The organism is Paenibacillus sp. J31P13 (genome assembly GCF_056269295.1).
The window spans coordinates 15963-28679 of sequence record NZ_JBWDNR010000014.1; the positions used below are offsets into that span (position 1 = coordinate 15963).

Annotated in this window: 15 protein-coding genes; 6 read left to right on the forward strand and 9 right to left on the reverse strand. The window is 41.2% G+C overall.

All coding sequences use genetic code 11. The features are described from left to right. Positions 1 to 89: 89 nt before the first annotated feature. The 3 genes from AC0YOD_RS26285 to moaA are packed head-to-tail and all read right to left on the reverse strand — an operon-like array spanning position 90 to position 3057. A complete protein-coding gene (locus AC0YOD_RS26285) occupies positions 90 to 1538 on the reverse strand; it encodes a bifunctional metallophosphatase/5'-nucleotidase (RefSeq protein WP_475802310.1) in 1449 nt (482 codons plus the stop codon). A 41-nt stretch (positions 1539 to 1579) separates the two neighbouring features. Continuing rightward, positions 1580 to 2047 (reverse strand): hypothetical protein, encoded by a 468-nt coding sequence (locus AC0YOD_RS26290; RefSeq protein ID WP_475802311.1) that lies wholly within the window; start codon positions 2045 to 2047, stop codon positions 1580 to 1582. An 8-nt stretch (positions 2048 to 2055) separates the two neighbouring features. Then, complete coding sequence (gene moaA, locus AC0YOD_RS26295; protein WP_475802312.1) at positions 2056 to 3057, reverse strand: GTP 3',8-cyclase MoaA; 1002 nt, start codon at positions 3055 to 3057, stop codon at positions 2056 to 2058. Positions 3058 to 3159: 102 nt separating this feature from the next. Here moaA and AC0YOD_RS26300 point away from each other — a divergent pair, with 102 nt between their 5' ends. The 4 genes from AC0YOD_RS26300 (at position 3160) to AC0YOD_RS26315 (ending at position 6477) form a co-directional block, all read left to right on the forward strand. Further along, the gene (locus tag AC0YOD_RS26300) at positions 3160 to 3894 is read left to right on the forward strand and encodes a molybdenum cofactor biosynthesis protein (protein WP_475802313.1); all 735 of its coding nucleotides are present in this window, start codon (positions 3160 to 3162) and stop codon (positions 3892 to 3894) included. Positions 3895 to 3950: 56 nt separating this feature from the next. Further along, positions 3951 to 5024 (forward strand): ThiF family adenylyltransferase, encoded by a 1074-nt coding sequence (locus AC0YOD_RS26305; protein ID WP_475802314.1) that lies wholly within the window; start codon positions 3951 to 3953, stop codon positions 5022 to 5024. Positions 5025 to 5113: 89 nt separating this feature from the next. After that, positions 5114 to 6169, forward strand: coding sequence for an HD-GYP domain-containing protein (locus tag AC0YOD_RS26310; protein ID WP_475802315.1), 1056 nt, complete (start codon positions 5114 to 5116; stop codon positions 6167 to 6169). A gap of 131 nt (positions 6170 to 6300) precedes the next feature. Continuing rightward, positions 6301 to 6477 (forward strand): YjfB family protein, encoded by a 177-nt coding sequence (locus tag AC0YOD_RS26315; RefSeq protein WP_475802316.1) that lies wholly within the window; start codon positions 6301 to 6303, stop codon positions 6475 to 6477. Between the two features lie 826 nt (positions 6478 to 7303). Here the strand turns inward: AC0YOD_RS26315 and AC0YOD_RS26320 are convergent. The 3 genes from AC0YOD_RS26320 to AC0YOD_RS26330 all read right to left on the reverse strand — a co-directional run bounded on the left by AC0YOD_RS26320 (position 7304) and on the right by AC0YOD_RS26330 (position 10146). After that, the gene (locus AC0YOD_RS26320) at positions 7304 to 9049 is read right to left on the reverse strand and encodes a DNA/RNA helicase domain-containing protein (protein ID WP_475802317.1); all 1746 of its coding nucleotides are present in this window, start codon (positions 9047 to 9049) and stop codon (positions 7304 to 7306) included. A gap of 3 nt (positions 9050 to 9052) precedes the next feature. Continuing rightward, positions 9053 to 9388 carry a nucleotide pyrophosphohydrolase gene (locus AC0YOD_RS26325; protein WP_475802318.1) on the reverse strand — a complete coding sequence of 112 codons (336 nt, stop codon included), beginning with the start codon at positions 9386 to 9388 and terminating at the stop codon, positions 9053 to 9055. A gap of 455 nt (positions 9389 to 9843) precedes the next feature. Further along, the gene (locus tag AC0YOD_RS26330) at positions 9844 to 10146 is read right to left on the reverse strand and encodes a YolD-like family protein (RefSeq protein ID WP_475802400.1); all 303 of its coding nucleotides are present in this window, start codon (positions 10144 to 10146) and stop codon (positions 9844 to 9846) included. Positions 10147 to 10787: 641 nt separating this feature from the next. On the opposite strand from AC0YOD_RS26330, the gene AC0YOD_RS26335 reads away from it, so the two are divergent. Beyond that, the gene (locus AC0YOD_RS26335) at positions 10788 to 10991 is read left to right on the forward strand and encodes a hypothetical protein (protein WP_475802319.1); all 204 of its coding nucleotides are present in this window, start codon (positions 10788 to 10790) and stop codon (positions 10989 to 10991) included. A gap of 106 nt (positions 10992 to 11097) precedes the next feature. Continuing rightward, the gene (locus AC0YOD_RS26340) at positions 11098 to 11445 is read left to right on the forward strand and encodes a hypothetical protein (RefSeq protein ID WP_475802320.1); all 348 of its coding nucleotides are present in this window, start codon (positions 11098 to 11100) and stop codon (positions 11443 to 11445) included. A gap of 42 nt (positions 11446 to 11487) precedes the next feature. On the opposite strand, the gene AC0YOD_RS26345 is transcribed toward AC0YOD_RS26340, so the two are convergent. The 3 genes from AC0YOD_RS26345 to AC0YOD_RS26355 are packed head-to-tail and all read right to left on the reverse strand — an operon-like array spanning position 11488 to position 12696. Further along, the gene (locus tag AC0YOD_RS26345) at positions 11488 to 12138 is read right to left on the reverse strand and encodes a glycoside hydrolase family 73 protein (RefSeq protein ID WP_475802321.1); all 651 of its coding nucleotides are present in this window, start codon (positions 12136 to 12138) and stop codon (positions 11488 to 11490) included. Continuing rightward, the gene (locus AC0YOD_RS26350; protein WP_475802322.1) at positions 12122 to 12403 is read right to left on the reverse strand and encodes a phage holin family protein; all 282 of its coding nucleotides are present in this window, start codon (positions 12401 to 12403) and stop codon (positions 12122 to 12124) included. Before AC0YOD_RS26350 ends, AC0YOD_RS26345 begins: the two co-directional genes overlap by 17 nt. A 14-nt stretch (positions 12404 to 12417) precedes the next feature. Beyond that, on the reverse strand, positions 12418 to 12696 hold the full coding sequence (locus AC0YOD_RS26355; protein WP_475802323.1) for a hemolysin XhlA family protein: 279 nt from the start codon (positions 12694 to 12696) through the stop codon (positions 12418 to 12420). Positions 12697 to 12717: the final 21 nt, after the last annotated feature.

The following is a 12717-nucleotide window of genomic DNA, read 5'->3' on the forward strand; positions in this document are numbered from 1 at the left end:
TAATGTTAATGTAAGGGAAAATAGCGGAATCTGCAACCATTTTATTCTATTTATTCGACATATTTTGTCGACTTAAGATTAATTTTTCCTTATTTTGGTTCATTAAACCAATGAAATTGCTGACATTCCTGAAGCATTGTCGAATTCTGCAGTTGTTCCGCTATGACATCTCGTATAAATTCCGGCAAGTAAAAATGGTTTTCTTCCGCATCTGCGAGTGATTCATAACCTGCTCTAAAGCTGAACATATCGATCGTACCCAGCGAATAAATTCGTTCATCATCCAGCGGCTTTTCATTTATGCTTACGGATACAAGCTTGTTTCCGTCATCTCTTGATGAGTCATATACGATGGTCATGCCATCTACAGCCAGTGTGCCCAGCACAACGCCGCGAAAGCCGTAGCCCTTGAGCGGCTTATTAATGAACGCTGGGAGCAGTGCTTGCTCCAGCGCTTCCCAAATGTGCTTGCCGGCGATCTTCATTCGGCAAGGATTGATCGGAGACGGACAGAGGGCATGCAATTCGCCCGCTGTCACGTCTCCTTGCGCGAGGCCGCCGAGCAGCTGCCCCGTGTTGACGATGCCTATCTCGGCATCGGTCCAGCGGCGCAAGCCAGCGGCCAGCAAATTACCGAGCGGTGATTCTCGCTCGGCATCGGCGGGGAGCGGCGCATCCAGCCGAGCAATCACTCGGCTCAGGCGTTGCTGCGCCGCTTCGCGAAAGCCGCTGATAATTGCGGCGGCGTCCTCATGCTCTGTCAGAGCGGCAGTCGGCACACATGTCGCATGAAAGACGGGACGACCTGAAACGGGATCCATCCCGATTTCAACCCGTCCAATGTATTCGCCGAATTTGCCTGCTGCGCAAATAGTCGTATTGCCGATAATAATCGGCTCCTCTAATAAATGATGGGTATGAGCACCCAGAATAAGATCTACAGAAGGAATCGTCTCCGCCATCAAACGATCCGCTGTAATGCCTAGATGTGACATGACAACCAGAACATCGACTTTGCTTCTCAGCTGTTCAGCCTGCAGCTTAATTGCTTCGAAAGGATCTGATACATCCCAACCAAGCAGAGAATAGAAGTCAGCGAATGCTGCCGTAACTCCTACGATTCCAATACGAATGCCATTTTTATCAATGATTGTGTTAGGCAGCATCCAGTCGGGACGTTCACCTGTTCGGCTCAGCACCATATTGGCACATATCACTGAAAATCTCGCTCGATTAGCATACGCTTGCTCTAATTTCTCATACGAGTATGTTAATCCTTCATTATTGCCTAGTGTAATGGCTTCATATCCCGCATCATTTAGAAGCGCAACATTTACAATGCCGTCACTGCCTTCCGTTTCCACACGCATCCGATCCATATGATCGCCGCAATCGACAGCGAGTACGCAATCACCGCCATACATGCGCCTCTCCTCCGCAATAAAGGAAGCGGCTTTAGCGGCATGCTCTAGACGACTGTGTATATCGTTTGTGTGAATAAGAACCACTTGGGTACGTATGCTGTCTCTCAAATTCATGCACGCCTCCTAATGTCTCCATATCCGCCTTACTACTTATTTTATTTGTTTATACGCAAATCATCCTTTGAAAATGTATGTTTAAAGCCGTAGGTTGCCACTTGATCTTCATTCTTCTGAAAATCACCCAGCATCAGCTTAACAATTCTTTTCACATTTAAGCATTTGCTGCTTCCATTAGGCACATAAAGCCTAATGGGTCCTGTTCCCTCCAACGGTTCCCCGCCAAGCGAGAACAAGACGACGGCTCCGTCCAGCTGATCCCAAGGGATCGATGCTTGAAAGCTGTCTGCTGCTTCCACTACAAGCTGCTGGGGCTTCACAATCGCCGTATCTGCCCCAACAGATTGAAGCCAAGCATCATACCACTCCTGCAATTGAAAGGCTTCTCCAGCCGCGTCAGGCACGCTCTCAGAGAGATGGAAGCTGCGTCCCGCCAGCTCAGCCATTTCCAAAGCCGTCGTCACAAATGATCCCAGCCCCGCGTGCTCAATTTTTATATTCTCCAACTTGATCTCTAACCCCCAATTTGCGACATCCGACGCTCTGTAGGCACATGAGTAAGCGTGCTGTCTGCCAGCTTGGCTGCCATTTCATGATTCTCAGGCTTGATATCCATCGCTTTGAGCAGAATTTTCTGCATCTCATCCGGATGACCGAAGGCATCCTTCACATTTAATTCATCTACCCAATACAAGCAGGGCTTGATTGAGCCATCAGATGTCAGACGCAATCGGTTGCAGTTGCTGCAAAAATGATCGCTAATAGGGTGGATGAGTCCAATGGAGCCTCGTCCGCCTGCCATTTGATAATCCTCGGAGGGTCCATTGCCATGAACATTGGGACCGCGGCTGAAATCATATCCGGATTGCTCGGCTACCTCCAGTACTCTTGAAAGAGGTAAATAATGCTTTCTCCAATTTTCGTCAGCATGCCCAATTGGCATATATTCAATAAACCGCACATGCATCGGCTGTTCATACGCCAGCTTTAGAAAAGCAGCAATTTCATCTTCATTGACTTCTTTAAGGAGTACGCAATTTAGCTTGATAGGATTGAATCCCGCGGCCGCAGCAGCTTCAATTCCTTCCATTACTCGCTTTAAGTCTCCACTGCGTGCTATAAATCGAAATCTAGCTGCATCCAGCGTATCCAAACTTATATTGACACGGTTTAAACCTGCTTTGCGAAGCGCTTCTGCCTGCTTGGCAAGAAAAATACCGTTCGTCGTTAATGCGATATCACGAATGCCCGGAATGGCTGACAAGCGACTAATCAAACCATCTAGTCCTGGGCGAATGAGCGGCTCACCGCCTGTAATGCGAAGCTTAGATATGCCAAGTGCTGCACCAGCTTCAACTACCTCAACGATTTGATCATAAGATAGTAAATTCGCGGACTCGGCAAACTCCATTCCTTCTTCAGGCATGCAATATAAGCATCGCAAATTACAACGATCCGTTACTGAAATACGCAAGTAATCGTGTACGCGTCCAAAACGATCCGTCAAGGTCGGCATGAGTCTCACTTCCTTTCATCATACCTCTCAGCATAACATTTTTTTGTGAATTATGATATTCTATAAACAGCTTTCAGCCTAAACAATGAGAGGTTTTATACCATGACATATAATTGGACTATTAAACTATTTGCAGGGCTTCCCGAACGTTTGGGATTACCCCAATTGAACATAAAATCAGAATATGAACAGCTAACCGTCACCCAATTGAAGGAGATCATTTCCGAGCATTATCCGAAGCACAAAGGACTCATTCATATTTCATTTGTAGCCCGCAATCATGCTTATGCTGGTGAAGAAACGCTTCTGCGTAACAATGATGAGCTTGCTTTGCTGCCTCCTGTATCAGGGGGGGAAGAAACAATCAGCAGCGTTACGAAGCAGGATGAGCTTTATGTCATCACCAATGAAAAAATATGCTCAGATGATGTGCTCGCGAAAGTAATCATTCCTGAACATGGCGCTGCAATTGCGTTCGTAGGAACAACTAGAGAATGGACGCATGGTCAACGGACAGTGAGGCTGGAGTATGAAGCCTACTCTCCAATGGCTGTCGCTACCATGAAGCAAATTGGCGATGAAATAGCTGAACGTTGGCAAGGCGCCAAATGCGCCATATCCCATCGTATCGGCGTGGTCGGTCTAGCTGAGACCAGCGTCGTTATTGCCGTCTCTTCTCCCCACAGGGAAAGCTGCTACGAAGCTAGCCGCTATGCGATTGAACGGTTAAAACAGATTGTGCCTATATGGAAAAAAGAGATTTGGGAGGATGGCTCTGAATGGAAAGGCCATCAGCTTGGACCTTGGAACCCAACGACACCTTTAACTGACTATTAAACCTATCTATATAAATAGAGAAATAACCTCGTAAACCTAGGAAGGAGAATGAATGGATGACAAAAACACAACAAGAGCTTGTCTCCTCCGAGAAAACAGCATCCGCAGCGCGTTATGACCGCCAAATACGATTCACTCCAGTTGGTGAACATGGGCAGCAAGCCCTTTCCAGCAGCCGTGCAGCCATCGTAGGCATGGGAGCGCTTGGATCCGTTATTGCTCAGCACCTTGTCCGATCAGGTGTAGGTTATGTGCGAATTATTGATCGCGATCTCATTGAGTGGAGCAACCTGCAGCGGCAAATGCTATATACAGAAAAAGATGTCCTTGCCCTGCTGCCAAAAGCACAAGCAGCAGCCGAGCATTTACGCGCAATGAACAGCGATGTCATCATTGAGCCTATTATCGCTGATCTCACAGCGCTAAATGCTCAAGAGCTGCTTTCAGATGTACACCTTATTATAGATGGCAGTGATAATTTTTCAGTCAGATATCTCATTAACGACTATAGCATTAAGAATAATGTTCCTTGGATATACGGTGGAGCAGTTGGTGCGTCGGGCATGACCATGACCATATTGCCTCATGAAACACCTTGTTATCGCTGTTTGTTCAACGAGCCACCAGCTCCCGGTACTACCGATTCCTGTGAAACTGCAGGTGTGATATCACCCATCGTTGACATTATTGCATCCGTGCAAGCTGCGGAGGCAATAAAGCTGCTCTCCGGAAATATTTCAGCGCTGCATCGCACATTATTTCAGGTTGATCTTTGGAATCACGCTTGGCTGCCAGTTTCCATTGCAGACGCTAAGAGAAGCAATTGTCCCTGCTGCGGAAATGGACAATATAAATTTTTAGATCATACATTGTTGGAGCCGTCTGCCGCTTCCTTATGCGGTCGCCACTCTGTTCAAATATCACCAAGTCAGCCTCTCAAGCTTCATTTAGAGGAGCTTGCTGAAAGATTTAAACCTATCGGACCCATCACTTCGAATCGATTTTTGCTTCGTGTTGAATTAACCAAGAATTTAACTTTTGTCCTATTCAGTGATGGACGAGCAATCGTCCAAGGGACCGATGAAATCAAAAAAGCAAGGTCGATTTATGCCGAATTATTAGGTATTTAGTCACTTATTTTATCCTCATATTGCCAATTCAAATATTCATTGTTACTATTGTAGGTATATATGCTACTATAATTAGCCGGGGTGTCTCGATGAGGGTTCATGTTACAGATTTAATGACTGGTGACCAGTTAAGCCGTGATACATTTAACAACTACGGCCTCCATGTTCTCTCCAAAGGGACGACGATAACGAATCAAGAAATATCAAGATTACTACAGCACCAAATTGATTACGTTGAGATATTAGAAAGACTGATTAATGAACCACTCGCTCGCACGATTGAATCAGGTGTTAATCCGAAGTGGCTTCCCAAAGTTGCGCCTATTTATGAATCCGTTATCAAAGGCACAGAAAACTTATTTGAGAAGGCTTTGGAGGCAGGAAGTATTGATGATGCTGAAGTAACATCTATGCTCCAGCCCCTGTTGAACAATCTCCAAATGGAACGAGATGTCGTATCCATGCTGCTTTTACTTAATACAACAGATGATTATACGTACCAGCATTCTGTGCAGGTTGGCATGCTGTCGTATTATTTAGCCACTTGGGTTGGTTATTCTGATGAAGAAGCCAAACAGATCAGTAAAGCTGGATATCTTCATGATATCGGAAAATGTCGAATTGACGAAGAAATTCTTAATAAACCAGGCAAGCTGACAACCGAAGAATATGAAGAAGTAAAACGACACACGATTTACGGACATGAAATAATCTCAAGATCAATAAATGATCCCATACTTGCCTACGGTGCACTCCAGCATCACGAACGAAATGACGGCTCTGGTTATCCGCATGGTTTGATTGGCGAAGATATTCATCCTGTCTCCAAAATAATAGCAGTCGTCGATGTCTACAGTGCCATGATCTCACAGCGTGTCTATCAGCAGCAGCGTGACTTATTATTTGTACTCAAGGAAATATATCGTTTAAGCTTTAATGAGCTTGATGCTCATACCGCTCATGTCTTTATTAAGCATATGATACCTAACTTTATCGGCAAAAGAGTAGAGCTTGTCACAGGTGAGGTTGGCGTAATCATTATGACGCATCCTACTGAGTTCTTCCAGCCGCTCATCAAGATCGACAGTCAGTTCATTGATTTGACCATCGAACGCAACTTTGAAATCAAACATATTTATTTATAAAATAGGATAAAAAACCCGTATCGTCGAATGCAATTATCGTCGTTACGGGTTTTTTATCCTATGACTTATAATTCCAAGCCCGTATTCCGATAAATAAAGTGTTAGATAACCATTCAAAGAGGAGGAGAATTATGGATATCGCAGCTCTTTCAATGTCCTTAGCTCAGAGTAATTTATCCCAATCTGTTGGTATAAGTGTTCTTAAGATGGCTAATGAGCAATCCAATAGTCAAGCAGATCAAATCGTTCAAATGATGGCACGTAGTGTTCAACCAAACTTAGGCGGAAATCTTGATATAAAGGCCTAGTACTTTCTCAATAACACATAAAAAAGAACCCGTATAGAAGATATACGGGTTCTTTTTTTCTGCGTTTTTATTAACCGATGGAGCCTTCCATTTCGACTATCACAAAATGAAGGTACTACGTTTTGGTGCACTTATAATAGAAGAAACACATTTTATGAGGGATAATTTTCGTTAAAAAACATGCCTTTCGTGATTAACGGTATCATGGATGGTATCATAGCTAGTTTATCTACTTTAAGATAAGGAGTTCAAAAAGAAGGCTGCCAAAGAAATAAAGTTAGCAGCCTTCTTTTTAAATAATTGAACTATCGTTACCCGTTAGCTTAAGTCTAAATTCCAAAATGTTTCTCGAATTTTTGCCGAACCAAACATTCCTTGTCGACTGGTTTAAGATGCTTAAAATATCCATCATCATAAAGATTAGAAATGATCTTCATGACATTTTCATTACTTACTTCTGTAACCAATACTAAATTGGGTTCAGAAGAATAATACCCATAATCCTCAACTTCGCTTTCAAAATCCTGCTTTAATCTAATAACGTCATATATACTCTAAGGTTGTAATAATCATCTTGAATCTTCACAAAAACATCATTCCGATATCCTCTACTTACTGCTTCATATTCGGATAACTCGGAATTGTCAGTAAAAACAACTTGATAATTCGCCATGTTCTTCACTCCTCAATTAACCGGTGCAACTGCTCAATGCTTCATTCAGCTATCGTTTCCCGTTAATTTAATTCCGCAGGTTGATTTTATGAAATCATTAGTAGTTAATATATAGTGACAATTAGCGATTTACTGGGCTGCCTTCAACGTCTCTTATTTAATCTCCAATATTTCCTTCATATACTTTTTAAATGCAACATTTTTCCAGAATCCCAACCGGATCCCGTCAATCCCTCTAGTCATCAGAATATAGTAAATGTTCAACACAAATAGGGTAAACTCTTGCGCATTTTCTGGGCTTTCATCGTCTTTGGAGAACTTGCCGTTTACATTATGAAAATTCTCTGGATTGCCAAATAACCGGCCATTTACGTCGACTTGAAGATCATTGCCGATTAAAACACCGACTTTATTCAAATCGATTCCCTGAACTGCAAAGACGGAGCCAATCTGATCCTCAGCATCGACATCCTCTGAATAAATCCAATTTTCTTGAGTTGAATTCCATCTTCGTTTGATATTTCCTTCATGCCAATGAGTGATTGACGGATCTTTGCCATCAGCCTGCTTCCAAGGTTCAACTAATCCACCTAGCACGCGGTTTATATGTTCAGGATTGAAATTTCTATCTTCTTCTACCCAATCAATCAAATTCTTTAGAGGTTCTGTTTCAAAATATCCAAAATAAGCATCCGCATCACTATCATGGAATACTGCTCTGTCAAATTCGGGGTCAAAATTCGTTTGTTCTAATAGACCAGTATCCTTATACAAAAGATATTTTATGCCATTTACGAAGTCTTCTGATGAATAATTCTTTCCTGCTGGAGCTTGGATTCTAAATTGCGTTGTTAAGTATCTATTTACAAAGTCTTTAGTTGCTTCATTAAATTGGGCACGTGTTATATTGGCAGGGCGAATAGCTTGCAATACGTCATACATTAACACAATTTGACGACCTAATTTTTTAAAAGCCTCCAAGTGGTTCTCATCCTGAGCAAATCTTCCTTTATACACACTGTTAAAGGATGCCATTTGCTTGGAAAATTTTCTGGAAAGCTTATGAGATTCGTCAACAATTACAACATCATAATTTTCATCAGCATTAATCAGCTGTGTCGAGGTTGCAATCTTCAGGTTACTGTTGTTCATTCCATATACTCTAAAGATATCATTTGCCGTTTGAATCCAATTAGGTTGCAAAACGACTGCTATTCGCTGATTAGGTTTATCACTCAACAACTTAGCGACCAAATGAGTCAGCAACACGGTTTTACCAGTTCCTGCATCACCATTAATCACAAAGCTTTTATCAGGATTTGATTCAATCTCCTTAAGATAGTCCATTTGCTGTTTTGTTATTTCTTTGATTGGGCTATATTTGACCAATGCTTTGTTGCGCAACTTCTCTAATGTAGGTGTGCTTACCCATTCATTAGGGAATAGCTTTTTTTCCCAAAAAGGCAAAATGACTTCTGTAGCAACCTTTTCTCGTTCTCGGTAGTCATTAACACCGTTGCCATTGGTCCGATTAATAATCTCATCATTATCATATTGAACCAGCTGCTTTCTAGATTTTGAATTGTCGGCCATAAAGTAAGTTATCAGCTGGCTTTCGACATCATCTAGTGCTGAACCGTTGAAATAGGATGAAATAAGAATCAGTACTTGGTCGAAATCTGCTATATTAAATTTTTCCTCTTGACCATTGTAGTGTTGCTTATTTCGCACAGTAAATTGTTTCGTTTGTCCAATGTAAATCTTTTTCGACTTCGATCCTTTATAGATATAAATGACATTGCCATTTCTAAGAATATTTTGTTCAGGCTGGCGAAGTTTATCGAAACCTTCTAATTCTCCATTTTTCACTTTTAATGTTATACAGTTGTACTTAGCCATTGCTTAATCTACCTCATTCAAATCATTATATTTTTTTTTAGCAAAGCTTTTTGGAACTGGATATTTCTCGGCATTTTTAATCAATTTTTCAGCGATGATCTCATCAATATCAAATCCTAGATTATCGGCCATCATATAAGAGTAAATCAGCACATCTGCCAGTTCTTCTTTAAGTCGCTCAGGATTTTCCTTGGATTCCTCTGCTGTTTTCCATTGAAATAATTCCAATAATTCATTTGCTTCTAAAGAGATGGAAATAGCCAGATCTTTTTCATTATGAAATTGCCGCCAGTTTCGCTCATCTCTAAATTGATTAATCCGCTGCATTGATTTACTCATATTAATTTCCTTTCATTCCTTCCAGAAAATGTTTCCCTGTCTCTTAATTATTGACCAGGTATAGGTTTCTTTTCTAGCAATACTTTCATATTTATATACATATTTAGTTTATATTGCGAACCTTACTTCTTCAACTATTCTGCCCATTAGTTTAATAAAAAGAACAGGCTGCTTTAGCGCCTGTTCAACAATTGATAAAAAAGAAGCCTTGCTGCGCAAGGTTTCTTTCGCCTCTAATTCGATTAAGCGGGTGAATGGACTCGAATCCACGCTATTAGCTTGGAAGGCTGAGGATTACCCTATTCCTGAAATATCTCTTCCTATTAATATAGCGTTTTTACTACAATATCATCCATACTGTATGTCAGTAACGTTCAGCGAATGTCATTTAAAAGTATTCTGTTGCCCCAAATTTGCCCCAAACTATTGTAAATGATTAAACAAGATCGAAACAATTATATTGTGCTTTCCACTTTCATGATATCGAGAAACGGAATCTTTGTAACCTCACCATGATTCGATACATGTATTGTCTTAGTACGGGAATCCATTGCAACAATTTTCCCTTGAGCTTTCTCTTCCCAATTCCAAACTGTGATTATAAGTTCTGCTTCCTCCTGCTGTGCTTCAACCAATCTCTCTCCAAGCTCCTCTAATTGATACTCATCTCGAGTTGGTCTCTTTGGTCCCTTCGCCACATCATTCTCCTCCAATGCCTTGTTGTATTGATTTATTGCCACTACATGTTCAGGTAACATCATCCTGCTACTCGACCACATTTTATTGCTGTTCGGATCTAATCTATTGATTTTTATCATGTACTCCAACCTCGCCATTTAACAGGTTTGGCAGCTTCTCGATTATATAGAACTCGAAATGTATTTGATTCTTTATCCCAAAGTACATAATCCTCCTTGACTAGATTGTTAATAGCTTCCTTAATTTGCGACTCACTTCGTTGAGTCTTTTTACTTAGGTCAGCTATATCGATTTTAGAAGGATCGTTGCGGTATACGTTCCACATGACAGTCAATACCTTTCTTGCAGCATCATCCAACATGTTCTTTTATCAACTCCACATCAATGATGTTCTCAATATTAAAAATGCGTGGTGCATTCGCTGTTAGGCAAAATGCTTTCACTTTACCACCCTTTACAGCGCGGACCTGGATAGTACGAAAGGATATTTTTCGATTTCTGTCATGATAGATAATCTGAACTGTCCGGCCAATGTATTTGTCATTCATGACCATCACTCCAATACGAATGTTTGTTCTTATTATATACCAAACATACGTTCTAGAATCAAGCAGTATTAAATTAATATGATTAAATTTTTATATACCACATATATCCATTTGAAGGTATTATATAAATATCAATATGAGGGGTTGATACTTTGAAATTCGGAATGAGGATGCCTAGTCTTAAGAAAAGAATATCCGCAAGGACTAGCGTTAAGAGACAGGTCGTGCATCGGTTAGGTGTGAAGATGCCACGAGGATGGGGATGGGCAAGGAGTCCGAAGAAATACGTTTATAACAAAGTATACACTCGCACGACATTTGATATTTTTGCATTGATTAAAAAAATATTTAAATAACCAAATTCCCAAGCGCTTGGGGTTTTTAACACTGAAATTACCAAAAAAATATTTTAATGTGTGAACTGATTCTGAATTCATTTATAAGATTATGGAGGTTTATTAAATGGGAGCAAAAAATAAGGTTATTGCAGGAGACTATCTAGGAAAACCGGTTACTCAAGCATTTGGCAAAGCAATGTTATCAACTGCAATGTTTAGTCCGATTCCGTTGGACAAAACAACTATTGAAGATTACGAAGTTATGAATGAGTCTCACCAAAAAAGTGCAGTAAGCGCTGTTGGAAGAGGTCTTGTTGGGGGCTTTCTACTAGGTCCTGTTGGTCTTCTAGCTGGGCTATCTGCTAAAAGTAAAGGAACGCATGTTGTAGCAGTTCAATTTAAAGACGGAAAGAAAAGTCTTATCGAAATGGATGACAAAATTTATAAAGCTATGATGGCTAAATGCTTCTAATAAAATAACAGCCCACAGACCTGTAGGTCAGTGGGCTTGTTTTTATTTGCGCGAAATCGCAATCGTATTAAACCAAGTAAGCTCAGATATGGTTATTTTCTTCTGCTTTACTTTGTCTAGCCATGATTTGTCGGAAATAATCTTTTCTACAATTAATCGTTGAACTGCTGCAGCCAGTACATCCCATTCCGCATCCGTAAGTTTCAGCATATTCTCGTCCTCCTCGATCTCATCATATTTCGTTAAATCATTTGCTTTAATCAGGGTCAGTAACTTACTGGCATAAGATGAATCCGTAGCATATCCGCATGCGTATAACATTGCAGCCTGTGCTTCTGGCGTTTTAGCTGTCCTGACGCGATCATATCTAGGTAACAAAAACAATAAATCCTGATCTTTATAAAAATCATATAGCTGATCGTAAACACGGAAACTTGCCGTTATATTTACCGTCTGACCGCCGTATTCTTCCCAAGTTCCTTTATTAATGCTGCGCCCTTTCCAATACCCATTTGGCTTACCTCCACCAACTTTGATGCCGCCAAGGTTGTTCCAAGGATGAATTTTGCACCCTGTCTCCAAAATGTTTTGAGCAAGGCGAACTGACGGAAACATTGGAGAACCTTCTCCTCGAACTTGCTTAACGATTGGTGCGAGCTTGGTGATAAAATCCACTCTACTTAGTTGCGTCATCGCTCTCAGCCCTCTCTTTTGCCTGTTTAACTAATTGATGCCCAAACACCGAAAATGCACCTGCCAATATACCCTGAATGACTGCCTCTGGTCCCCAGCCAATCAACCACACTGCAAGACATAAAGAAGCAGCTGTAACAATATAAACAATGCTCCAGTTGGGAACCTTCGGTGTTTGCTTAAGCACATATCCGAGCACCCAACATACAGCAACGACAATCATTAATTTAGGATCAATAAATTGAAAAATAGGATTCCATTCCATAATCAATACACTCCTTAGTTTGTAATGTTGAATCCGCCTTTAAGAGCAAATCCAATAAGAGCTAAAATAATTGCTCCGATAACTGTAGTAGCTAACCAGTTTGTTAAACGGTCGATTTTATCCAACCTATGGTGGGCTGCTTTGCTGCTATCGAGGGCTTTTTTTGCTATGTCCTCTATCTCTCCTACTCGAAAAGAAACATCACGCATACCGTCCATTTTCGTTGACAGTTCCCTTAGCTCTAATCGAACGGTTACCATCGTGTCGTTCAGTTGTTTTGTTTCACTATCCACCGCTCTCGCCCCCCTCATGCA

Coding starts and splice junctions, on each gene's coding strand:
- AC0YOD_RS26305 (WP_475802314.1), top strand. CDS start 3,951: ATGACAAAAACACAACAAGAGCTTGTCTCCTCCGAGAAAACAGCATCC.
- AC0YOD_RS26330 (WP_475802400.1), bottom strand. CDS start 10,146: ATGTTACCTGAACATGTAGTGGCAATAAATCAATACAACAAGGCATTG.
- AC0YOD_RS26345 (WP_475802321.1), bottom strand. CDS start 12,138: ATGACGCAACTAAGTAGAGTGGATTTTATCACCAAGCTCGCACCAATC.
- AC0YOD_RS26350 (WP_475802322.1), bottom strand. CDS start 12,403: ATGGAATGGAATCCTATTTTTCAATTTATTGATCCTAAATTAATGATT.
- AC0YOD_RS26340 (WP_475802320.1), top strand. CDS start 11,098: ATGGGAGCAAAAAATAAGGTTATTGCAGGAGACTATCTAGGAAAACCG.
- AC0YOD_RS26315 (WP_475802316.1), top strand. CDS start 6,301: ATGGATATCGCAGCTCTTTCAATGTCCTTAGCTCAGAGTAATTTATCC.
- AC0YOD_RS26285 (WP_475802310.1), bottom strand. CDS start 1,538: ATGAATTTGAGAGACAGCATACGTACCCAAGTGGTTCTTATTCACACA.
- moaA (WP_475802312.1), bottom strand. CDS start 3,057: ATGCCGACCTTGACGGATCGTTTTGGACGCGTACACGATTACTTGCGT.
- AC0YOD_RS26320 (WP_475802317.1), bottom strand. CDS start 9,049: ATGGCTAAGTACAACTGTATAACATTAAAAGTGAAAAATGGAGAATTA.
- AC0YOD_RS26310 (WP_475802315.1), top strand. CDS start 5,114: ATGAGGGTTCATGTTACAGATTTAATGACTGGTGACCAGTTAAGCCGT.
- AC0YOD_RS26325 (WP_475802318.1), bottom strand. CDS start 9,388: ATGAGTAAATCAATGCAGCGGATTAATCAATTTAGAGATGAGCGAAAC.
- AC0YOD_RS26300 (WP_475802313.1), top strand. CDS start 3,160: ATGACATATAATTGGACTATTAAACTATTTGCAGGGCTTCCCGAACGT.